Annotated in this window: 19 protein-coding genes; 7 read left to right on the forward strand and 12 right to left on the reverse strand. The window is 65.2% G+C overall.

The annotated features are described in order from the left end of the window. Positions 1-125: 125 nt before the first annotated feature. Together HDG33_RS11100 and HDG33_RS11105 are read left to right on the forward strand one after the other, a co-directional pair. Positions 126-908, forward strand: coding sequence for an HpcH/HpaI aldolase/citrate lyase family protein (locus tag HDG33_RS11100; protein WP_184025828.1), 783 nt, complete (start codon positions 126-128; stop codon positions 906-908). Beyond that, the gene (locus tag HDG33_RS11105) at positions 905-1,639 is read left to right on the forward strand and encodes a tetratricopeptide repeat protein (RefSeq protein WP_184025831.1); all 735 of its coding nucleotides are present in this window, start codon (positions 905-907) and stop codon (positions 1,637-1,639) included. Before HDG33_RS11100 ends, HDG33_RS11105 begins: the two co-directional genes overlap by 4 nt. Before the next feature lie 82 nt (positions 1,640-1,721). Here the strand turns inward: HDG33_RS11105 and rodA are convergent, their stop codons facing one another. The 5 genes from rodA to HDG33_RS11130 all read right to left on the reverse strand — a co-directional run bounded on the left by rodA (position 1,722) and on the right by HDG33_RS11130 (position 8,179). Beyond that, positions 1,722-2,870, reverse strand: coding sequence for a rod shape-determining protein RodA (rodA, locus tag HDG33_RS11110; RefSeq protein ID WP_184025834.1), 1,149 nt, complete (start codon positions 2,868-2,870; stop codon positions 1,722-1,724). A gap of 10 nt (positions 2,871-2,880) precedes the next feature. Then, complete coding sequence (gene mrdA / locus HDG33_RS11115) at positions 2,881-5,256, reverse strand: penicillin-binding protein 2 (RefSeq protein ID WP_184025837.1); 2,376 nt, start codon at positions 5,254-5,256, stop codon at positions 2,881-2,883. Positions 5,257-5,335: 79 nt separating this feature from the next. Then, entirely contained in the window at positions 5,336-5,848 is a 513-nt protein-coding gene (mreD, locus tag HDG33_RS11120; protein ID WP_090802227.1) for a rod shape-determining protein MreD, read from the reverse strand. After that, a complete protein-coding gene (mreC, locus tag HDG33_RS11125; RefSeq protein WP_184025840.1) occupies positions 5,845-6,981 on the reverse strand; it encodes a rod shape-determining protein MreC in 1,137 nt (378 codons plus the stop codon). The genes mreD and mreC overlap by 4 nt, the downstream gene beginning before the upstream one ends. Before the next feature lie 154 nt (positions 6,982-7,135). Next, the gene (locus tag HDG33_RS11130) at positions 7,136-8,179 is read right to left on the reverse strand and encodes a rod shape-determining protein (protein WP_004189550.1); all 1,044 of its coding nucleotides are present in this window, start codon (positions 8,177-8,179) and stop codon (positions 7,136-7,138) included. Positions 8,180-8,554: 375 nt separating this feature from the next. Here HDG33_RS11130 and gatC point away from each other — a divergent pair, with 375 nt between their 5' ends. The 5 genes from gatC to HDG33_RS11155 all read left to right on the forward strand — a co-directional run bounded on the left by gatC (position 8,555) and on the right by HDG33_RS11155 (position 13,812). Continuing rightward, positions 8,555-8,854, forward strand: coding sequence for an Asp-tRNA(Asn)/Glu-tRNA(Gln) amidotransferase subunit GatC (gene gatC, locus HDG33_RS11135; protein WP_184025843.1), 300 nt, complete (start codon positions 8,555-8,557; stop codon positions 8,852-8,854). Positions 8,855-9,012: 158 nt separating this feature from the next. Continuing rightward, positions 9,013-10,500 (forward strand): Asp-tRNA(Asn)/Glu-tRNA(Gln) amidotransferase subunit GatA, encoded by a 1,488-nt coding sequence (gene gatA, locus HDG33_RS11140; protein ID WP_184025846.1) that lies wholly within the window; start codon positions 9,013-9,015, stop codon positions 10,498-10,500. Positions 10,501-10,505: 5 nt separating this feature from the next. Next, positions 10,506-11,981 carry an Asp-tRNA(Asn)/Glu-tRNA(Gln) amidotransferase subunit GatB gene (gene gatB, locus HDG33_RS11145; RefSeq protein ID WP_184025849.1) on the forward strand — a complete coding sequence of 492 codons (1,476 nt, stop codon included), beginning with the start codon at positions 10,506-10,508 and terminating at the stop codon, positions 11,979-11,981. Positions 11,982-12,134: 153 nt separating this feature from the next. Continuing rightward, positions 12,135-12,974 (forward strand): PPK2 family polyphosphate kinase, encoded by an 840-nt coding sequence (locus tag HDG33_RS11150; protein ID WP_090802221.1) that lies wholly within the window; start codon positions 12,135-12,137, stop codon positions 12,972-12,974. A gap of 52 nt (positions 12,975-13,026) precedes the next feature. Beyond that, positions 13,027-13,812, forward strand: coding sequence for an exodeoxyribonuclease III (locus tag HDG33_RS11155; RefSeq protein WP_184025852.1), 786 nt, complete (start codon positions 13,027-13,029; stop codon positions 13,810-13,812). Positions 13,813-13,857: 45 nt separating this feature from the next. Here HDG33_RS11155 and HDG33_RS11160 read toward each other — a convergent pair whose 3' ends face one another. The 7 genes from HDG33_RS11160 to argB form a co-directional block, all read right to left on the reverse strand. Continuing rightward, complete coding sequence (locus HDG33_RS11160; RefSeq protein WP_184025856.1) at positions 13,858-15,189, reverse strand: M48 family metallopeptidase; 1,332 nt, start codon at positions 15,187-15,189, stop codon at positions 13,858-13,860. Continuing rightward, entirely contained in the window at positions 15,171-16,565 is a 1,395-nt protein-coding gene (locus HDG33_RS11165) for an AmpG family muropeptide MFS transporter (protein WP_184025859.1), read from the reverse strand. The genes HDG33_RS11160 and HDG33_RS11165 overlap by 19 nt, the downstream gene beginning before the upstream one ends. 14 nt (positions 16,566-16,579) lie before the next feature. Next, positions 16,580-17,188, reverse strand: a complete 609-nt coding sequence (metW, locus tag HDG33_RS11170; RefSeq protein ID WP_184025863.1) for a methionine biosynthesis protein MetW — start codon at positions 17,186-17,188, stop codon at positions 16,580-16,582. Beyond that, positions 17,185-18,330 (reverse strand): homoserine O-acetyltransferase, encoded by a 1,146-nt coding sequence (locus tag HDG33_RS11175; protein WP_184025867.1) that lies wholly within the window; start codon positions 18,328-18,330, stop codon positions 17,185-17,187. The genes metW and HDG33_RS11175 overlap by 4 nt, the downstream gene beginning before the upstream one ends. 321 nt (positions 18,331-18,651) lie before the next feature. Beyond that, positions 18,652-19,362 carry a nucleoid occlusion factor SlmA gene (slmA, locus tag HDG33_RS11180; RefSeq protein ID WP_184025870.1) on the reverse strand — a complete coding sequence of 237 codons (711 nt, stop codon included), beginning with the start codon at positions 19,360-19,362 and terminating at the stop codon, positions 18,652-18,654. Between the two features lie 41 nt (positions 19,363-19,403). Beyond that, positions 19,404-20,171, reverse strand: coding sequence for a pyrimidine 5'-nucleotidase (locus HDG33_RS11185; RefSeq protein ID WP_184025873.1), 768 nt, complete (start codon positions 20,169-20,171; stop codon positions 19,404-19,406). Positions 20,172-20,327: 156 nt separating this feature from the next. After that, entirely contained in the window at positions 20,328-21,227 is a 900-nt protein-coding gene (gene argB / locus HDG33_RS11190; RefSeq protein WP_018419098.1) for an acetylglutamate kinase, read from the reverse strand. Between the last annotated feature and the right edge of the window lie 171 nt (positions 21,228-21,398).

The raw sequence follows: 21,398 nt of genomic DNA on the forward strand, positions 1-21,398 counted from the left end.
ACGGAGCGAGACATGCCGGTCACCGCATCGCGTCGCAGCAGGCAACGAGGCCGTCAACGCCCCGGTGCCTGCCTGATCCACTATCTGGCCCCGCTTCGCATTGCAAACCTGCGCGAGGCCAGCCGATGAGCACCTTCACCAACTCCCTCAAACAACGTCTGAAGGACAACGCGCCGCTGATCGGGCTGTGGTTGTCGCTCGGCAGCGAGGCCGCCGCGGAAGCACTCGCGCACGCCGGCTTCGACTGGCTGCTGATCGACATGGAGCACGCGCCCAACGATAGCGGCGGCGTCGAGTCGCAATTGCGCGCGATTGCCGCCGCCCATCTGCCGAGCGAGCCGGTGGTGCGGGTGCCCGCGAGCGAGCCGTGGCTCGTCAAGCGCGTGCTCGACGCCGGCGCGCGCACGCTGATGTTCCCGAACATCGAATCCGCCGAAGACGCGGCACGCGCCGTGCGGCTCACCCAATATCCGACCGCCGAGGCGCTCGACGGCCTGCGCGGCGTCGCGGGCGTCGTGCGCGCGGCCGGTTACGGCATGCGGCGTGATTACGTGCAGACGGCCAACGCACAGATCGCGACGATTGTGCAGATCGAATCGGCGCGCGGCTTGCGGGAGGTCGAGCAGATCGCGGCGACGCCGGGCGTCGATTGCGTGTTCGTCGGGCCGGCCGATCTGGCCGCGAGCCTTGGTCATCTCGGCGACGCGAAACACGCGGACGTGCAGGCGGCGATGGCGCGTATCGTCAGCGCGGCGGACAAGGCCGGCATTGCCGCCGGCATCTTCGCGATGGACGTGGCGAGCGCGCGGCAGCATCGCGACGCCGGTTTTCGCTTCGTCGCGCTAGCCGCCGACGTGATCTGGATGTTGCGCGCGACGCGCCAGGCATTACAGGAGGTGAGGTCATGAACGGCAGAGTGCAGGGGGCCGCCGGGCGGATGATCACGCGAGTGACCGCGCAAGTGACCATGGCGGCGGCGCTGCTCGCGACTGGGGCGTGGAACGCCGCGTATGCACAGGATCACGTCGCCAAGGCGAACGATCCGCAGACGCAATCCGCGGTGGCCGACTACAACGCCGGCAACCTTGGCGCGGCGCTGAGCGAATTCCGCCAGGCCGCCGAGCGCGGCAGCCGGCTTGCGCAGTTCAACTACGCGATGATGCTGCTCAACGGCGAAGGCACGCCGGTCAACGTCGACGAAGGCAAGAAGTGGCTGCGCAAGGCCGCCGACGCGAACATGTCGCACGCGCAATACGTGTACGGCAAGATGTACGACGACGGCGAGTTCGTCGAGCGCGATCCGGTGGAGGCGCATCGCTGGTTCATGAAGGCGGCCGCGCAGGGCCATGTGCAGGCGGAACTCGCGCTCGCGAATCAGTTCCTCGACGGACGCGGTACCGAGCGTGACAACAAGCAGGCGTTCGTCTGGTACAAGAAAGCGGCGCAGGGCGGCGACATGACCGCGCAGTACGTGACCGGCTCGTTCTACGAGCGTGGCGGCGATGGTGTCGACCGGAATCTGAATGTGGCGCGCGCGTATTACGCGGCCGCGGCGGCGCAGGGCGATCCGGCCGCGCGCCTGAAGTATCAGCAGTTGAGCGCGCAGCTGCGCGATCAGAAGGAAGTGAAGCCGCAGTAATGAAGCCGCAATAAAGCAAAAGGGCGCTCGCAACGAGCGCCCTTTTTTGCATTGTCGTTTGCTGCGTGCCGCTAGCTACGGGTTAGCTCTGCATCAACCGCTTCTGTCGCGCGACGCTCATGATCAGCCCGATCGCGACGCCCAATGTAGTCAGCGCGGTGCCACCGTAACTCATGAACGGCAACGGCACGCCGACCACCGGCAGAATCCCGCTCACCATGCCGATATTGACGAACGCGTACGTGAAGAACGCCATCGTCAACGAGCCGGCCAATAATCGCCCGAACAATGTCGCGCCGTTGGCCGCGATGTAGAGCCCGCGCGCGATCAATAGCATGTACAGCGTGAGCAGCACGATTCCGCCTGCCAAACCGAACTCTTCCGAAAACACCGCGAAGATGAAGTCGGTGTGCTTCTCGGGGATGAACTCCAGATGCGCCTGCGTACCCTTCAGCCAACCCTTGCCGAGCGGGCCGCCCGAGCCGATCGCGATCACCGCTTGAATCGTGTGGAAGCCTTTGCCGAGCGGGTCAGAGGTCGGATCGAGCAGCGTGCAGATGCGGTGCTTCTGGTAGTCGTGCATCAGCGGCCACTGCACTTCGGGCTGACAGATCTTGTCCTGGAACGCCGCGATCGACGCAACCGCAATCACGGCCGCGATCAGCACCGGCACGATCAGCTTGAAGCTCAGCCCCGCGAAGTAAATCACGAACAGGCCGGCCGCGAACACGAGCACGGCCGTGCCGAGGTCGGGCTGCTTCGCGATCAGGCCGACCGGCACGATCAGGATCACGAAGCCGACCAGGTAGTCGTACCAGCGCATCACGCCTTCGCGGCGCTGGTAGTACCAGGCGAGCATCAGCGGTGTGGCGATCTTCATGATTTCCGATGGCTGGATCACCACGCCGACGTTGATCCAGCGCTTCGCGCCCTTGCGCGTAAGGCCGAACATCGCGACCGCGACCAGTAGCGCGATCCCGAACGCGTAGAGCGGGACCGCGAAGCGCATCAGCGTATTGGGCGGCACATTGGCGAGCCCCCACATCAGCACGAAGGTGAGCAGGATGTTGCGCAACTGGTCTTCGACGCGGCCCGGCATGTCGAGTGTCGCGCTGTACAGCGTGACGATGCCGACGCACAGCAGCAGAAACACGATCAGTGCGAGCGGACGGTCGAAGCCTACGAACATCCGCTTGATGCGCTCGAGCCAGGCGCGCTTGTCGAATTGCATGCCTTTCTCCTTATTCGTCGATGCCGCCGGCGGCCGGCTGGCGCGGCGACGCGCCCTGGAAGCTGTCCTCGCGCGATGGTGCCGCGACGCTCGGCGCCGGCTCGCTTGCCGGACGGGGTTGGTGCGGGGCGCCGGACGTACGCGACGCCGATTTCTTTGCCACGGACGAAGCCGATGCCGGCTTGGCCGCCGAGGCCGCGCGCGCTGCGGTGGCCGAAGCCGCTGCCGGCGCGCTGGCCGGCACCGTTGCCGCCGCGCCAGCCGACGCCGCCACCGGCGCAGACGCGCCATTCGCGCCCGAAGCCGCAACGGCCGCCGACGCACCGGAGGCCGCCGCGGCAGCCGCCGCCCCCGGCATCGGCAGTGCCGTAAAGCCCGCCGCAATCTTGAGCGAGTGAGCGCCCTCATGCGAGGCCGGCGTATCGCCGACCTGCGGCGCGGATGCTTCGAGCGTGGTCGATGCCGCTACCGCGACGGCCGCTTCTTCCGCGCCGGGCTTGTTCTTGCCGACCAGGTAATAGTCGAGCACCCTGCGCGCGATCGGACCGGCCGCCTCCGCGCCCCAGCCGCCGTTTTCGACGACCAGCGCGAGTGCGATCTTCGGTTGATCGGCCGGCGCGAAGGCGATGAACAGCGCGTGATCGCGCAAATTCTCGGCAACCGCGTGACCTTTGTAGTTCGCGCCTTGCAGCGAGTACACCTGCGCGGTACCGGTCTTGCCGGCCGCCTGATATGGCGCGCCCGCGAACACTTTGGCCGCCGTGCCGTTCGTGACCACGCCTTCCATCGCGCGCTTGATGAAGTCGATGTCCTGCTGCTTGACCGCGATCTTGTCGCTCGGATCGCGCACCACCGGCCGCGTGTCCTTCGTGATCGGATTCTCGATGTCGCGCACGAGGTGCGGCTTCATCACGACGCCGTTGTTCGCGAGCGTTGCGGTGGCATGGGCGAGCTGCAGGATCGTGAACGAGTTGTAGCCCTGGCCGATGCCGAGGCTGACCGTTTCGCCTTCGTACCACTTCTGCTGCTCGGGGCGGCGGTACGCGTGGCGCTTCCAGTCGGTCGACGGCAGGATGCCCTTCGCTTCGCCGGCGATGTCGATGCCGGTGATCTGCCCGAAGCCCCACGGCTTCATGAAGTTCGCGATGTTGTTGACGCCGAGATCGTGCGCGAGCATGTAGAAGTACGTGTCGTTCGATACGACGATCGCGCGGTTCATGTCGATCCAGCCTTGGCCCGAGCGCACGTCGTTGCGGAACGTGTGGCCGCCGAACGTGTAGTAACCGGGGTCCTGGAAGCCCCAGCTCGGTGTGCGCTTGTGCAGCGTCAGCGCGGCGAGCGCCATGAACGGCTTGTAGGTCGAGCCCGGCGGATAGGTGCCGTGCAGCGGCCGGTTCAGGAGCGGATGGTCGGGCGAGTTGTTCAGTTCATCCCAGGTCTGCTGGTCGATGCCGTCGACGAAGGAATTCGGATCGAAGCTCGGCGCCGACACGAACGCGAGCACGTCGCCGGTGGACGGCTCGATCGCGACGAGCGCGCCGCGGTGTCCGGCGAACGCCTGCTCGGCGACCTGCTGAAGGCCGATGTCGAGCGACAGCACGAGGTTGTTGCCCGGCGTCGCCTGGGTGCGCGACAGCGTACGCACCGGGCGGCCGCCCGCCGTCACCTCGACCTCCTCGAAACCGGTCTGGCCGTGCAGCTCGGTCTCGTAGCTCTGCTCGACGCCGATCTTGCCGATGTAATCGGTGCCCTTGTAGTTGTTCGCGTCAAGACGCGGATCGTAGTGGTCCGGGTCGCTGTCGTTCTGATCGCTGGCGTCGTCGATGCGGTCCTGGTCGCGTTGCGAAATCCGTCCGATGTAGCCGATCACGTGCGCGGCGGTCGGCCCGAGCGGGTACTGGCGGAACAGCCGCGCGCGCACTTCGACGCCAGGGAAGCGGAAGCGCTGCGCGGTGAAGCGCGCGACTTCGTCGTCGGTCAGGCGCGTGCGGATCGGCAGACTTTCGAAGTTCTTCGAGTCTTCCTGCAGCTTCTTGAAGCGGCGACGGTCGCGCGCATCAATCGACACGACGGCGGCGAGGTTGTCGATCACGTTATCGAGCGTGTCGTTCAGCTTCGACGGGGTGATTTCAAGCGTATAGGCGGAGTAGTTCTTCGCGAGCACGACGCCGTTCCGGTCGGTGATGATGCCGCGGTTCGGCACGATCGGCGCGACGGAGATGCGATTTTCATCGGCTTGCAGCGAGTACTTGCTGTAGTGCCAGACCTGCAGGAACAGGAAGCGGAAGCCGATCAGCCCGAAGCAGACAAACACGAACAGGCCCGCCGCCGCGACGCGCAGGCGGAATTTCGTGAGCTGCTGTTGAGTGTCCTTGAATTCGGTCATGCGATTCTGCAAAAGGCCGGCATGCGGCCATCAAGAGTGTGCGCCCAAACTGGCCGCGGCCGGTGAGCCCGATGCGGGATCAAATGGGGCGCGTATCGTCCGGGTCGGCGGGGCGGCGCTGCGGCATCAGCAGCAAGATGCTGGCGACCGGCCACAGCGCCGCTTCAACGAAACCGTCGATCAGATAACTCCAGCCCGGAAACGCCGCGCCGGTCAACAACCGGATCACGAACGGCACCAGTTGCGCGACGACGAGCAGCGGCATCACCGCGAACATTTGCACGCCGAGCGACATCCACAACACGCGGCGGTGAATCGTGATCGCGCCGTACGAGAGCAGCGTGTAGGCGAGCGCGTGTTCGCCGAGCAGGCTCGCGTTGTGCACGTCCATCAGCAGACCGAGCAGAAACGCGATGCCCATGCCCACCTTGCGCGGCTGATGGACATTCCAGAACAGCAGCACGAGTGCGACGAAATCGGGCACGCCGGCGAGACGCCCCCACGGCATCAGGTTCAGCAGGAACGCGGAAGCGAGGCTGAACGCGATGAAGTACGGGTTGACGGGCTGCAGGATGTATTGCGGGCGATTCATGGCTGAGCCCCCGGCTCGGCTTGCGGCTTCACGTTCTTCGCGGCGGCCGGCTTTTCGGCTTTCCTGTCGGCTGCGGGCTTTTCGGACTTCTTGTCGGCCGCAGCTTTGCCCGGCGCCTTTTCCACGGATTTGGCTGCGGGCTTTTCGGTCGGCGCTTTGTCGGCGGCGTTCCTGTCGGCTGGCCTGGCGGCGGATTTGTCCGCCGCGCCCTTGCCGTCCGCTGCTTTGGCGCCCTTCTTCGCTTTCGCTTCCTTCGCGACGGTTGCCGCGTCGGGTTCGTCCGCCGGGCGCGGCGGCGCGTTGTTCTGGACGTGCAGCACGAGCACCTGACGCGCACCGCGCACCGCGGCGACCGGCAGACTGACTACGCGCGCAAACGCGGTGTCGGCCTGCTTGTCGACGCGCACGACCTTCGCGACCGGCAGCCCCGGCGGATACACGCCGTCGAGGCCGCTCGTGACGAGCTCGTCGCCGGTCTGGACGTCGGCGCTGATCGGCACGAAGCGCAGATCGAGCGTGTCGCCCTTCGGCGTACCGTAGATCACGCTGCGCAAGCCGGTGCGCAGAATTTCGACCGGCACCGCCTGGTCCTTGTCCGTCAGCAGCGTGACTTCGGCCTGCAGCGGGAACACCCGTGTGACCTGGCCGATCACGCCATCTTCGTCGACGACCGGCGAGCCGTTCTGGATGCCTTGCTGCGCGCCGCGTCCGATCACGACCTTCTGCGTGAACGGATCGCGCGTGTCGTACTGGATTTCGGCGGGCAGCGATTGCGTGGTGAGGCTCTGCGACAGTTGCATCAGCGCGCGCAGATGGCCATTTTCGGCGGCGAGCGACGCGGCCAGATTGGCCTGCTGCGACAGCCGCAGATCCTTCGCGCGCAGCTTCGCGTTCTCGTCGCGTAGCGTGGCGCTCGTCACGGCGAGGTCGGCGGCGCCCATGAAGATGTCGCGCGGCACGAGCGCTGCGCGCTGCAAAGGATAAAGACCCGCGCCGAGCACGCCGCGGACGATTTCGAGCGTCTGGAAGCGAGCATCGGAGATCAGCAGGGCGAGCGCCAGCACGACGAAGAACACCAGTCGGGCCAGAGCGGAGGGGCCTTGCTTGAACAGGGGCGGCGGACTGTATTCCATGGTCGGCGCCGGGGGCGTGAGCGGTTGGGTGAGACGGCGACGCGCAAGGCGCGCGCGGTCAGCGCGCGGAGGCTGGTCGGCCCAGCCAACGACAAAGCGGCCCACAAGGGGCCGTGTGCCAGATCCGCGCTACTGACATGGGAGGAAGGCTCGCTTACTCGTACGAGAAGATGCTGCCGAGCTTGTCCATGCGTTCGAGCGCCATGCCCGAGCCGCGCACGACGCAGGTCAGCGGGTCTTCGGCGACGAGCACCGGCAGGCCGGTTTCTTCGGCGAGCAAGCGATCGAGGTCGCGCAGCAGCGCGCCACCGCCGGTCAGCATCATGCCGCGCTCGGCGATGTCCGCGCCGAGTTCCGGCGGCGTCTGTTCCAGTGCGATCTTCACCGACGACACGATCTGGTTCAGCGGATCGGTCAGCGCTTCGAGGATTTCGTTGCTGGAGATCGTGAAGCTGCGCGGAATGCCTTCCGACAGATTGCGGCCCTTCACTTCCATTTCCTTGACTTCGGAGCCCGGGAACGCGGAGCCGATTTCCTTCTTGATGGCTTCGGCGGTCTGTTCGCCGATCAGCATGCCGTAGTTGCGGCGGATGTAGTTGACGATCGCTTCGTCGAACTTGTCGCCGCCGACGCGCACCGAGCCCTTGTACACGATGCCGCCGAGCGAGATCACGCCGACTTCTGTCGTGCCGCCGCCGATGTCGACGACCATCGAACCCGTTGCTTCCGACACCGGCAGGCCCGCGCCGATCGCGGCAGCCATCGGCTCTTCGATCAGATACACCTGCGAGGCGCCCGCGCCGTGCGCGGCTTCCTTGATCGCGCGACGCTCGACCTGGGTCGAACCGCACGGCACGCAGATGATGATGCGAGGCGACGGCGAGAACATGCGCGATTCGTGAGCAGTCTTGATGAACTGCTTGATCATCTGCTCGGTGACGGTGAAGTCGGCGATCACGCCGTCTTTCATCGGGCGGATCGCCTCGATGTTGCCCGGCACCTTGCCGAGCATCTGCTTGGCTTCCTTGCCGACTGCCTGAATGGTCTTCTTGCCGTTGGGGCCGCCTTCCTGGCGGATCGACACGACCGACGGTTCGTCGAGAACGATGCCCTTGCCGCGCATGTAGATAAGGGTGTTGGCGGTGCCGAGGTCAATCGCCAGATCGTTGGAGAAGTAGCTGCGCAAAAAACCGAACATTCAAAATCCTGTCTCGCTGGGGGCCGGGCCTCGCACCGTATGCGTAGGGCGGCAGCGGAAAAATAACAGCTTCAACCGGGCGGTAGCGACGCCACATGAACTTGAAGCCGCGGGGGAGTCTACCGGAGGCCGTTGCAAAGCCAGGGCGGAAAGCGCCGGACGTTCTTGGAATTGTCCGTAAGGCCTTGGTAAGTCGGTCCGGGTTTGGGTCGAACGCGTAATGATACCTTATAATTTTGGATGTTTTGAAGGAAACGGAGCGCACATTTTGTCGTTGCCGCACCTTTTTCTGGATTGTCCTATCTTGTCGTAACCCGCTGTTACAACGCGACTTTTTTTTAACTGTTGTGACATTCCACCCTTTCCGGTGACTGCATGGCTCTGACCCTGACCGATGTAAAATGCATCGCGCATCTCGCGCGGCTCGAACTGGCCGATGCCGACGCCGAGCACACGCGTGCCCAGCTCAATGATTTTTTCGGCCTCGTCGAGCAGATGCAGGCGGTCGATACCACCGGCATCGCGCCGCTTGCCCACCCGATCGAGCAGATCGAAGACGTCGCGCTGCGTCTGCGTGACGACGCCGTCACGGAGACGGTCGAGCGCGAGGCTTTCCAGCGCCCCGCGCCGGCCGTTCAGGACGGCCTGTACCTCGTGCCGAAGGTGATCGAATAAGACCCGCCGGGCAGACCCCGGGTCTGGCGTCGGCGCGAGCCTCCGTGGTCCAGACGCGCGTCCTCGCCGCGAACCTTGCCGGGCCGGTCTGCCGACGGGCAACCGAACGCCTCCACGGCGGCGTGACCACGCTGCCGCGCTTTCCAGGATAAAACGCAATGCATGAAAAAAGTTTGAGCGAACTGCGCGCTGCGCTCGCGGCCAAGGAATGCTCCGCAGTCGAACTGGCGCAGCTGTACCTGAAGCGGATCGACGCGGCCAATAGCCTGAACGCGTTCATTCAGGTCGATCCGGAACTGACGCTCGCGCAGGCGAAAGCCGCCGACGCGCTGCTGCACACCGGCCATGCGGGCCCGCTGGTCGGCCTGCCGATCGCGCACAAGGACGTGTTCGTCACGAAGGGCTGGCGCTCCACGGCCGGCTCGAAGATGCTCGCGAACTACGAAAGCCCGTTCGACGCGACCGTGGTCGCGCGTCTGCAGAACGCCGGCATGGTGTGCGTGGGCAAGACCAACATGGACGAGTTCGCGATGGGTTCGTCCAACGAGAATTCGTATTTCGGCGCCGTGCAGAATCCGTGGGACCGCAAGGCCGTGCCGGGCGGTTCGTCGGGCGGCTCGGCTGCCGCCGTGGCCGCGCGTCTCGCGCCCGCCGCGACCGGCACCGACACCGGCGGCTCGATCCGCCAGCCGGCGTCGTTCTCGGGCATCACCGGCATCAAGCCGACGTACGGCCGGGTGTCGCGCTACGGCATGATCGCGTTCGCGTCGTCGCTCGACCAGGGCGGCCCGATGGCGCAAAGCGCCGCGGACTGCGCGACGCTGCTCAACGCGATGGCCGGCTTCGACGAGCGCGACTCGACGAGCCTCTCGCACGAGCACGAGGACTACACGCGCTATCTCGGCAAGTCGTGGCAGGACGGCGGCACGGACAAGCCGCTCGCCGGTCTGCGCATCGGCCTGCCGAAGGAGTATTTCGGCCCCGGTCTCGCCGACGACGTGCGCGCGTCGATCGACGCCGCCTTGAAGCAGTACGAAGCGCTCGGCGCGACGCTCGTCGAGGTGTCGCTGCCGAAGACCGAACTGTCGATCCCGGTCTACTACGTGATCGCGCCGGCCGAAGCATCGTCGAACCTGTCGCGTTTCGATGGCGTGCGGTTTGGCCATCGCGCGGCCGGGTACCGCGATCTGCTCGACATGTACAAGAAGTCGCGCGCCGAAGGCTTCGGCCCGGAAGTGAAGCGCCGCATTCTGGTCGGCACCTACGTGCTGTCGCACGGCTACTACGACGCGTACTACCTGCAGGCGCAGAAGATCCGCCGCATCATCGCGCAGGACTTCCAGCAAGCGTTCAAGCAGTGCGACGTGATCATGGGACCGGTCGCGCCGTCGGTGGCGTGGAACATCGGCGCGAAGGGCGACGATCCGGTGCAGATGTATCTGGCCGACATCTACACGCTGTCGGTGAGCCTCGCCGGCCTGCCGGGCATGAGCGTGCCGTGCGGTTTCGGCGCGGGCGCGAACGCGCAGCGTCCGGTCGGTCTGCAGATCATCGGCAACTATTTCAACGAAGCCCGGATGCTGCAGGTGGCCGACGCGTTCCAGCGCGCGACCGACTGGCACCGTCAGGCACCGGCAGGAGTGTGAGCACCATGACCAAACAATGGGAAGTCGTGATCGGTCTGGAGACCCACACGCAGTTGTCGACGCATTCGAAAATCTTCTCGGGCACCGCGACGCAATTCGGCGCCGCGCCGAACACGCAGGCCAGCCCCGTCGATCTGGCCTTGCCCGGCACGCTGCCGGTGATGAACCGCGGCGCGGTCGAACGCGCCATTCAGTTCGGCCTCGCGATCGGCGCAACGGTGGCGCCGCGCAGCATCTTCGCGCGCAAGAATTATTTCTACCCGGACCTGCCGAAGGGCTACCAGATCAGCCAGTACGAAATCCCCGTCGTGCAGGGCGGTCAGGTGACGATCCAGGTGCCGGCCAATGAAAAGGCGGGCAAGGAAGCGTACGAGAAAACCATCAACCTGACGCGCGCCCACCTCGAGGAAGACGCCGGCAAGTCGCTGCACGAAGACTTCGCGGGCATGACCGGCATCGACCTGAATCGCGCCGGCACGCCGCTGCTCGAAATCGTCACCGAGCCGGAAATGCGCAGCGCGGCCGAGGCCGTTGCCTACGCGAAGTCGCTGCACACGCTCGTCGTGTGGCTTGGCATCTGCGACGGCAACATGCAGGAAGGCTCGTTCCGCTGCGACGCGAACGTGTCGGTGCGTCCGGTCGGCCAGAAGGAATTCGGCACGCGCACCGAGACCAAGAACCTGAACTCGTTCCGCTTCCTCGAAGAAGCGATCCAGTACGAAGTGCGTCGCCAGATCGAGCTGATCGAAGACGGCGGCACGGTGGTGCAGGAAACGCGTCTGTACGATCCGGACAAGCGCGAGACGCGTTCGATGCGCAGCAAGGAAGACGCGCATGACTACCGCTATTTCCCCGACCCCGACCTGATGCCGCTCGTGATCGACGCCGCGTGGGTCGAGCGCGTGAAGAGCGAGATGCCGGAACTGCCGGAAGCGATCCAGCGGCGCTTCGTGTCGCAGTACGGACTCACGCCGTACGACGCGAACGTGCTGACCTCGAGCAAGGCGATGGCCGCTTACTACGAAGCGGTGGTCGCCAAGCTCGGTGTGGCCAACGCGAAGGTCGCGGCGAACTGGGTGATGGGTGAAGTGTCGTCGCAGCTCAATCGCGAAGGCCTCGACATTGCCGCGTGCCCGGTCTCGGCCGCGCAGCTGGCGCTGGTTCTGCAACGTATTGCCGACGGTACGATCTCGAACAAGATCGCGAAGGAAATCTTCCTCGCGATCTGGGAAGAGAAGGCCACCGACGAAGCCGCCGCCGATCGCATCATCGAGGCGAAAGGCTTGAAGCAGATTTCGGACACCGGCGCGCTCGAAGCGATCATCGACGAAGTGCTCGCCGCGAACCAGAAGTCGGTCGACGAATATCGCGCCGGCAAGGAAAAGGCGTTCAACGCGCTGATCGGCCAGGCGATGAAAGCAACCAAGGGTAAGGCCAACCCTGCTCAGGTCAATGAATTGCTCAAGAAGAAGTTGTCCTGAGTTGAAGTGCCGCGGGCCGGGCGTGATCGCGCCCGTGTCACCACGGGCCGTTGCCGGATCGAAGCAGGGCAACGGCCCGTTTTATTTTGCGGACCCGCTTCAGCCGGTTAAGCGTGGGTAAGCGTAGGCAAGCGTAGACCTTGGAGTGTATGCATGACAAAGCAACCCGATCTCGACGATTTCCGCGTGCCGTATTTCGACGACGGCAAGAAAAAAAACCACTTCTCGCTCGACCACTTCGATCCGAAGGCGAAGCCGTTTTCGAGCGGCTCGAAAGACGCGGACCGCGCGCGTCTGTCGGAAGTAGGCCTGCTGCTCGACAACCTGCAGGAGCGGCTGCACGCGCAGCGCAAGCGCCGCGTTCTGCTAGTGCTGCAAGGCATGGACACGAGCGGCAAGGACGGCACGATCCGCGCGGTATTTCACGAAGTCGATCCGCTCGGCTTGCGCATCGTGCCGTTCAAGGCACCGACGCCCGTCGAACTCGCGCACGACTTCCTGTGGCGCGTGCATTCGCAGGCACCCGCGGCCGGCGAGCTGACGATCTTCAACCGCAGTCACTACGAAGACCTGCTCGTGCCGACCGTGCTGGGCGCGCTCGACGCCGCGGCGTTCCAGCAGCGGTGCCGCCACATCCGTCAGTTCGAGGAGATGCTCGCCGACAGCGGCGCGACGATTCTCAAGTGCATGCTGCACATTTCAAGGGACGAGCAGCGTGTGCGTTTGCAGGAGCGCATCGACGATCCGCTGAAGCACTGGAAATTCGACGTGTCGGATCTCGAAGCGCGCAAGCAGTGGGACGCGTATCAGTCCGCGTATCGCGACACACTGGCCGCGACGTCGACCGAATACGCGCCGTGGTACGTGATTCCGGCCGAGTCGAAGACGCATCGCAACGTGATGGTCGCCGAACTGCTGCTGCGCACGCTCGACGCGCTGAAGCTCGAATATCCGCCGGCCAAGGAATCGCTGAAGGGAGTCAAGGTCGAGTGAACGCGGCCTTGCCCCTTGGCTTCAGAAACGAATCGAACAAAAGAGGAAAGACATGTTGCGTGTGATTACCGCCAACCTCAACGGCATCCGCTCGGCGGCGAAGAAGGGCTTTTTCGACTGGTTCGGCGAACAGGGCGCCGACGTGCTTTGCGTGCAGGAAATCAAATGCTCGCAGGATGACATGACGCCGGAGTTCATGGCGCCGCACGATTTCACCGGCTATTTCCAGCATGCGGTAAAAAAGGGTTATAGCGGCGCGGGCGTCTATACGCGTCACGAGCCGGACGAAGTGGTCATCGGCTTCGGCAGCGAGGAGTTCGACCCGGAAGGGCGCTATGTCGAGCTGCGTTTCGGCAAGCTGTCGGTGGTCTCGGTGTATGTGCCGTCGGGGTCGAGCGGCGACGAGCGCCAGCAGGCCAAGTTCCGTTTCATGGACGAGTTCATGCCGCATCTCGCCGAGCTGGCCAAGGAGCGCGAGGTGATCGTGTGCGGCGACGTGAACATCGTGCACAAGGAAATCGACATCAAGAACTGGAAGAGCAACCAGAAGAATTCGGGCTGCCTGCCCGAAGAGCGCGCATGGCTCGACAAACTGTTCGACGAAGTCGGTTATGTGGACGTGTTCCGCACGCTCGACCAGCGGCCCGAGCAGTACACGTGGTGGAGCAATCGCGGTCAGGCGTATGCGAAGAACGTCGGGTGGCGGATCGATTACCAGATCGCGACGCCGGGCATCGCAAGCAAGGCAAAGCGCACCGACGTGTTCCGCGACATCAAGTTCAGCGACCATGCGCCGCTGACCGTCGACTACGACCATAAGGTCAAGATCAAGAAGTAAGCAAGGCGCGGCGCTTGAGCGCGCCGCTCCCCGACAGCACCGATATCAGTCGCGCGCAGGCTTGCGGGTCGGCCGTCCGATGCCTGCATAATCGGGCAACTCGTCGACGCTCTTGCCGATTGCCTTCGCGTACAGCGGCAGCATGTCCGGCAGCCGCTTGATGATGTCGTCGCGGCGCGCCGGCGTGTACGGGTGCACGTAGATGAAGCCCTGGCCGCGACTGCCGCGCGTCGCCTGCGCGAGCTTATCCCACAGCGTGACCGCCGCGCGCGGATCGAAGCCGGCGCGCGACGCGATATCGCTGCCAATCACGTCGGCTTCGGTTTCGTCGGTGCTCTCGTACTTCATTTCCAGCAGACGCGAACCGATGCCGAGCGGCGCCATGCCCAGATCGGCGAGGCCGAACAGTTGCGGAATCGTGCCGGACGAATCGAGCTGGCTCGCCTGCAACTGACCGAGCCGCATGCGCGCGTGCTCGCGCAACGCGTGCGCGATCTCATGGCCGATCAGCATGCCGACCTCGTTGTCGTTCAGGCGGACGCGATCGAGAATCCCGCTATAGACGACGATCTTGCCGCCCGGCAGGCAGTACATGCGGATGTCGTTCGAGCGCACCACCGCGACTTCCCACTTCCAGAGCTTGGCTCGCTCGTTCCATTTCAACGAGTACGGAATCATCCGGTTGATGATCGAGCGCACGCGCGTCACGCGCGCGTCCGTCTCGCCGTACAGGCGGTTCGCGTGGCTGGCGCCGTAGACGATCTGGCTGAACTCCTCGGCGGCCTGCGCCTCGAGCATCGACGACGGGATCAGGTTGCGGAACACCATGTAGCCGCCGTAGCGCAGTTGCGGGCTCACGTAGTAGGGCGGCGGGACGGCCGCGGGGGCCGATGCCGCGGCGGGCGCTTTGGCGGTGGCGGGAGGTTGCGCGGGCTGCGGCGCGGGCTGCGGCGCGGAGCCGGAGGTAGCGGCGCCCGGAGCGCTACCGCTAGCGCTGGGCGTGCCCGGGGCACCGGCGTTGGCGCCGGTGCTGTTATTCGCGCCAGGATTCGCACCGCCGGCGCTGTTGTTGCCGCTGTTGCCGGCTGCAGCCGAAGTCGCGTTTTCCGCGGCGCTGGCGCCGCTGGTCGCGGACCTGGCCGCAGGCATCGGGGCCGGGTTGGGCGTCGCACCGCTGGTGGTCGCGGCGGCGGCGGCGGCCGGCGCGGGCGCTTGCGCGCCGCTCACCGGGCTGGCGCCAATCGCCGGCGTGCCGGCCGCATAGGCGCCCGCCGGCATCGCCAGCGCAACGCTCGCGCAACCGAGGACGCTTACGGCGCCGAGTGCGGTGCGGCGCGCGCGGGGCGGAATCGGTACCTTCACGACCGGTCCCTCCACGGCGCGATACGCACCAGCAGCAGCATGCCGGGCACCGCGAGCGCGGTGCAGAGGATGAAGTAGTCGAACCAGCCCATCCGCGCAACCACATAGCCGCTCGCCGCCGACGCGAGCGTGCGCGGCACCGACGCGAGGCTCGTGAACAGCGCGAACTGCGTCGCCGTGTAGCGCGGATCGGTGGTGCTCGCGATATACGCGGTGAAAGCGGCCATCGTGAGACCGGTGGCGAAGGTCTCGAAGCCGTACACGAGCGCGAGCGCGACCGAGCGTGGATCGAGCTGCACGCTCCAGTCGATGCCGACGAACGACAGCAGCTTCGTCGTCCCCTGGCTCAGTGCGACGGCCATGTTGTAAATCGCGGCAAGTCCGGGCGAATCCGGGCCGAGATGCGCGAGCCACGCGAAGCCGAGCGTCGACACCATCTGCAGCAAACCGAAGATCCACAAGCCGCGGCCGATGCCGATCTTCATCAGCCAGATCCCGCCGACGATGCCGCCCGCGAGACTCGCGCCGAACGCCGTGGTCTTGGCGATCACGCCGATCTGCGTGCGCGAAAAGCCGATGTCGAGGAAGAACGACGTGGACAGCGTGGTCGCCATCGTATCGCCGAGCTTGTACAGGAAGATGAAGCCCAGCACGAAAAGGGCAGCGCGCCAGCCGTCGCGCTGAATGAATTCCCTGAACGGCTCGACGATCGCCTCGCGCAGATTCTTCGGCGGCTCGCCGTGCACCTCGGGCTCGCGCACCACCAGCGTCATCAGAACGCCCGGCAGCATGAACGCGGCCGTCACGATGAAGACGGTACTCCACGGCAGATGATCGGACAAAATCAGCGCGAGCGAACCGGGCACGAGCGCCGCGATCTTGTACGCGTTCACGTGCACCGCGTTGCCGAGGCCCTGCTGCGTGTCGCTGAGCAATTCACGCCGGTACGCGTCGATCACGATGTCGGAGCTCGCGCCGAAGAACGCGACCAGGGCGGTCAGCGCGGCGACGCTCCAGATCGATTCGCGTGGCGACACGAAGCCGAGCGTCGCCATCGCGCCGGCCACGAGCAATTGCGTGACGAGCATCCAGCCGCGCCGTCTGCCGGGCCGCCAACCGGGCACGCGCGGTACGTAGCGGTCCATCAGCGGTGCCCAGACGAATTTCCAGGTGTACGGAAACTGGATCAGCGCGAAGAGGCCGATTTCCTTCAGATTGACGCCTTCCGAGCGCAGCCACGCCTGCACGAGGTAGACGAGCGTAAACAGCGGCAATCCCGACGTGAAGCCGAGAAAGACGCAAATCAGCATGCGCGTATTCAAAAACGCGCGCCAGCCGGGATGTTCTTCGTGAGCGGTAAGTGCGGGCGCCTCGTGCGGCGGGTTCGACATGTGGATAAGTGACGTTAGCTTTTCTTGACGCGATAGACCGCAAGACTACCACGCCAGTTCACGCCCCAACGCACCACCTGTCCGTCATGCAGCACGACGCGATCGAGAATCTCGATGCCGACTTCGGGCGCGAGCGCTTCGAAGTCCTTGATCGTCAGCACACGCACGTTCGGCGTGTTGTGCCATTGATAAGGCAGCGACTTCGACACCGGCATACGCCCCTGCAACACCGACAGCCGATGCGGCCAATAGCCGAAATTCGGAAACGACACGATGCATTGCTTGCCGACGCGCACCGTCTCGCGCAGAATCGCCGCGGTCTGATGAATCGTCTGCAGCGTCTGCGACAGCACCGCGAAATCGAAGCTGCCGTCTTCGAACAGGCGCAGGCCGTCTTCGAGATTCTGCTGGATCACGTTGACGCCCTTCTGCGTCGCGGCGAGCACGCCGGCGTCGTTGATCTCGATGCCGTAGCCCTGCACGTCCAGTTCTTCGTTCAGCAGCGACAGCAACGAGCCGTCCGCGCAGCCGAGATCGAGCACGGTCGCGCGCGGTTCGACCCAGCGGGCGATCGCGCGGAAGTCCGGGCGCAATGCCAGGTAATCAAGTGCTCGCTGGTTCATGCGTTGACCTCGTTTGCAATGCGTTCGTAGTAGGCGCGCAGCAGGTTGTGATAGCGCGCATCGTCGAGCAGGAAGGCATCGTGGCCGTGCGGCGCGTCGATCTCCGCATAGGTGACCGTGCGCTTGTGGTCGAGCAGCGCCTTCACCAGTTCGCGCGAGCGTGCCGGCGCGAAACGCCAGTCGGTCGAGAAGCTCGCGATCAGATACTTCGCGGTGGTGTGGGCTAGCGCGGCGGTCAGATCGCCGTCGAAGGCCTTGGCCGGATCGAAGTAGTCGAGCGCGCGCGTGATCAGCAGGTAGGTGTTCGCGTCGAAGTAGTCGGCGAACTTGTCGCCCTGATAGCGCAGATACGATTCCACTTCGAATTCGACGTCGAAGCTGAAGTTGTAGTCATCGAGCGCGCCTTCCGCGCGACGCAGCGAGCGGCCGAATTTTTCGGCCATGTCGTCGTCCGACAGATACGTGATGTGGCCGATCATCCGCGCGACGCGCAGGCCGCGCTTCGGTTTCACGCCGTGCGCGTAGTAGTTGCCGCCGTGGAAGTCGGGGTCTGACAGGATCGCCGAGCGTGCGACCTCGTTGAACGCGATGTTCTGCGCGGACAGTTTCGGCGTCGATGCGACCACGATGCAATGCGCGACCCGCTCCGGATACATCATGCTCCACGCGAGCGCCTGCATGCCGCCGAGACTCCCGCCCATCACGGCGGCGAAGCGCGTGATGCCGAACGCGTCGGCGACGCGCGCCTGAGCGTTGACCCAGTCTTCGACGGTGACGACCGGAAAGGTCGCGCCATACGGCTTGCCGGTCGCGGGGTCGATGCTCATCGGCCCGGTCGAGCCGAAGCACGAGCCGAGGTTGTTCACGCCGATCACGAAAAACCTGTCGGTATCGAGCGGCTTGCCCGGGCCGACCATGTTGTCCCACCAGCCGATGTCCTTCGGATCGTCGGCGTACACGCCCGCCACGTGATGCGATGCGTTCAGCGCGTGGCACACGAGCACCGCATTGCTGCGCGCGGCATTGAGCGTGCCGTAGGTCTCGACCATCAGGTCGTAGCCTGCGAGCGAGCTGCCGTTGCGCAATGGCAGCGGCTCGGTGAAATGCATTTTTTGGGGAGCGACGATGCCGATGGATTCCATTCATTCCGCCATTGAGTCAACAGGGCGGCTAAACGGCGTCGGCGAAGCACGAAGAGAAGGACGGTGTGCGCAGCTGACGACCTCTTTAGCCGCATTTATAGTGAACCGCGGGCCTGGGGCCAAGGGTTCGCGCGCCCGCAATCGAGTCAGCAAATCGGCGCGTGAAGGGGTGTGAAACCGGGTGCAACGTGTTTCGGGATGCCTTGGCGCGGTCCGTTATGCATCGGAAGGCCGCGGCAACATCAGGCGCAAAGTATAGCGGAAAATTCCGCGCGGCAGCGGCACGGGCGATGCCGCGCGAAGGGGGCGAGTCCTCGCGGACTACTGAAGAATCAGCAGCAGTTGCTCGTCCGCGTGTTCGGCGGGCGGCCGCGCGAAACCGCTGCGCACATAGCGATGCCAGCGGCCGATCACATAGCTCACCACCAGGCTCGCGCGAATGGCGGGATCGTAGTCGGCAGGCAACGCAGCGGATTGCGGTGCGGTCTGCGGGCCGGCGTTGCCTGTGACGTCGTTATTCGCACGGGCAAGCGCTTCGGTCTGCGCGAGCCGCAAGCACTGCTTCAGCGATGCCTCGACGCGCTCGAGCATCTGGTTCACGCGCTCGGTGAGTCGCTCGTGCTCGCCGATCAGCGCCTCGCAGGTCAGCACGCGCGTCATGCCGGGATTTTTCGCGGGAAAGTTGAGCAGCATCAGCGCGATCGCGCGCGCCTGCAGCACGCCGTTGTTTTCGTGATTGGTGATCTGGTTGATGAGGCCGAACAGCGTCTGCTCGATGAACTCGATCAGCCCTTCGAACATCTGCGCCTTGCTGGCGAAATGGCGATACAGCGCGGCTTCCGACACACCTAGCCGGGCGGCGAGCGCGGCCGTGGTGACCTTCTCGCGCTTCGGCGCCTCGAGCATGCTGGCAAGCGTCTGCAGGATGTGCACGCGACGCTCGCCCGGCTTCGGACGCGGCGAGCGTGTGGCGACCGGCGCCGCGGGGGAGGCTGCGGCTGAGGTTTCGTCAGGCTTGTCGATCGGCTGCATGGCTGTGGTCCCCCGGCTGATGTCGTTGGCGGCTTTCGTCCCTACTGTCCCGGCGTGCGTCCCTTCCATCGAACCGAGCGCGTGCCCGGTCGTAGCGATTTTAGCGAACGAATGCTGCGGTCGACATAATGCGGCCGGCCGGTGCCCGGCAGGCGCGTCGGTACCCTGTCCGCCTGCGGCTTGCGCGGCAGGTGCCCGGTGATCCACACGGTGCGGATGCCGAGCCGTCGATAGTTTTTCAGGTGCGAACGCGTGTCCTCGACGAGGATCGCGTCTTTCAGCGACACGTGCGCGTCGCGCATCGCGCGGCGCAGCATCGCGTGATCGGGTTTCGCGCGCCATTGGCGGCGATCGCGCATGTGCTCGATCGCGATCACGCGCTCGAATAGCCGCTCGATGCGCAACTCGGCGAGCACCGCGCGCGCGTAGGTTTCGGGCGCGTTGGTCAGCACGATCTTGCGGCCCGGCAGCGCCGCGATCAGACGCGCGACGCCGCGCTCGTGGCGGATCATCGAGCAGAGGTCGGGGAACGTGTGCACGACCTTCAGGAAGTCGTGCGCGTCGAGCGGATGGTGGCGCGTGAGACCGAGCAGTGCTGCGCCGTAGCGCAGCGTGTAGCCGGTGCGCAGACGGTTGGCTTCGTCGATGTCGACTTGCAGCGCGTCGATGATGTACTGGGTCATGCCGCGATTGATCGCGGGGAAAATGGCATGTGACGCGCGGTGCAGCGTGTTGTCGAGATCGAACAGCCAGACGGGCTTGCCGCCTGCGAGGTCAGGACGGCGGCGCCGCGAAGTGGGGGTGCGCATGGTGGATTTCTTCAGCCGCTGACGGGCGTTTCATGCTGCGGATGCGCGGAGATTGCCAGATCAACGCTCGGGGCGCGCATGGACTGCCGGCCGCGAGGTGGGGCACAGGCGTCGCGCCGCTCGGACGCAACCCCTGTGCCGGGGATGCCGCAACGATCAATGCGAGCGGATCATCGTGCCGAACGGCTGTTCGGTCAGAATTTCGAGCAGCACCGAGTGCTCGATGCGGCCGTCGATGATGTGCACCGAGCGCACGCCGCTCTTCGCCGCATCGAGCGCGGACGAGATCTTCGGCAGCATGCCGCCGGAGATCGTGCCGTCTTCGAACAGACCGTCGATTTCGCGCGCCGACAGGTCGGTCAGCAGATTGCCTTCCTTGTCCATCACGCCGGGGATGTTGGTCATCATCACAAGTTTTTCGGCGTTCAGCACGACCGCCAGCTTGCCCGCGACGAGATCCGCGTTGATGTTGTACGACAGGCCGTCTTCGCCGAAGCCGATCGGCGAGATGACCGGAATGAACGCGTCGTCCTGCAACGCCTTCACGACCGCCGGGTTGATCGACTCGACTTCGCCGACCTGGCCGATGTCGACGTACTGGCCCGGAGTTTCGCGATCCGGCATCAGCATCTTGCGCGCGTGGATCAGGCCGCCATCCTTGCCGGTCAGGCCGACCGCGTGGCCGCCGAAGTGGTTGATCAGCATCACGATGTCCTGCTGCACCTCGCCCCCGAGCACCCATTCGACGACTTCCATCGTCTCTTCGTCGGTGACGCGCATGCCCTGGATGAACGTGCCCTGTTTGCCGATTTTCTTAAGCGCCTGGTCGATTTGCGGACCGCCGCCGTGCACGATGACCGGGTTGATGCCGACCAGCTTCAGCAGAATCACGTCGCGCGCGAAGCCCTGCTTCAGACGCTCTTCGGTCATGGCGTTGCCGCCGTATTTGATGACCACGGTCTTACCGTGATACTGACGGATGTAAGGCAGCGCCTCGGCCAGAATTTCGGCTTTCAGGGTGGGCGCAATCTGCGAGAGGTCGGGAAGCTCGGACATGGCGGCAGGCTCGGGCACGGAACAGTTGAAACAGCGCGAATTGTACAGGACTGGCGCGCTGCAACAGGGTTTTCGGCCGCGGCGCGAGCGACGGGCGGTGCAGGCTTGGCGTACCGCACCATGACGCGCCGCGGGGGTGGCGAACAGCAAGCGTAACGCACTTGCGTGACG

This window comes from Paraburkholderia sp. Cpub6 (genome assembly GCF_014201065.1).
GTDB lineage: Bacteria > Pseudomonadota > Gammaproteobacteria > Burkholderiales > Burkholderiaceae > Paraburkholderia > Paraburkholderia tuberum.

Excerpts from the sequence above, each read along its gene's own strand:
- HDG33_RS11155 (WP_184025852.1), top strand. The coding sequence starts at position 13,027 with ATGTTGCGTGTGATTACCGCCAACCTCAACGGCATCCGCTCGGCGGCG.
- gatB (WP_184025849.1), top strand. The coding sequence starts at position 10,506 with ATGACCAAACAATGGGAAGTCGTGATCGGTCTGGAGACCCACACGCAG.
- rodA (WP_184025834.1), bottom strand. The coding sequence starts at position 2,870 with ATGCAATTCGACAAGCGCGCCTGGCTCGAGCGCATCAAGCGGATGTTC.
- HDG33_RS11105 (WP_184025831.1), top strand. The coding sequence starts at position 905 with ATGAACGGCAGAGTGCAGGGGGCCGCCGGGCGGATGATCACGCGAGTG.
- HDG33_RS11175 (WP_184025867.1), bottom strand. The coding sequence starts at position 18,330 with ATGGAATCCATCGGCATCGTCGCTCCCCAAAAAATGCATTTCACCGAG.
- HDG33_RS11185 (WP_184025873.1), bottom strand. The coding sequence starts at position 20,171 with ATGCGCACCCCCACTTCGCGGCGCCGCCGTCCTGACCTCGCAGGCGGC.
- mreC (WP_184025840.1), bottom strand. The coding sequence starts at position 6,981 with ATGGAATACAGTCCGCCGCCCCTGTTCAAGCAAGGCCCCTCCGCTCTG.
- HDG33_RS11130 (WP_004189550.1), bottom strand. The coding sequence starts at position 8,179 with ATGTTCGGTTTTTTGCGCAGCTACTTCTCCAACGATCTGGCGATTGAC.
- HDG33_RS11100 (WP_184025828.1), top strand. The coding sequence starts at position 126 with ATGAGCACCTTCACCAACTCCCTCAAACAACGTCTGAAGGACAACGCG.
- mrdA (WP_184025837.1), bottom strand. The coding sequence starts at position 5,256 with ATGACCGAATTCAAGGACACTCAACAGCAGCTCACGAAATTCCGCCTG.
- gatC (WP_184025843.1), top strand. The coding sequence starts at position 8,555 with ATGGCTCTGACCCTGACCGATGTAAAATGCATCGCGCATCTCGCGCGG.
- gatA (WP_184025846.1), top strand. The coding sequence starts at position 9,013 with ATGCATGAAAAAAGTTTGAGCGAACTGCGCGCTGCGCTCGCGGCCAAG.
- HDG33_RS11165 (WP_184025859.1), bottom strand. The coding sequence starts at position 16,565 with ATGTCGAACCCGCCGCACGAGGCGCCCGCACTTACCGCTCACGAAGAA.
- HDG33_RS11150 (WP_090802221.1), top strand. The coding sequence starts at position 12,135 with ATGACAAAGCAACCCGATCTCGACGATTTCCGCGTGCCGTATTTCGAC.
- slmA (WP_184025870.1), bottom strand. The coding sequence starts at position 19,362 with ATGCAGCCGATCGACAAGCCTGACGAAACCTCAGCCGCAGCCTCCCCC.
- argB (WP_018419098.1), bottom strand. The coding sequence starts at position 21,227 with ATGTCCGAGCTTCCCGACCTCTCGCAGATTGCGCCCACCCTGAAAGCC.
- metW (WP_184025863.1), bottom strand. The coding sequence starts at position 17,188 with ATGAACCAGCGAGCACTTGATTACCTGGCATTGCGCCCGGACTTCCGC.
- mreD (WP_090802227.1), bottom strand. The coding sequence starts at position 5,848 with ATGAATCGCCCGCAATACATCCTGCAGCCCGTCAACCCGTACTTCATC.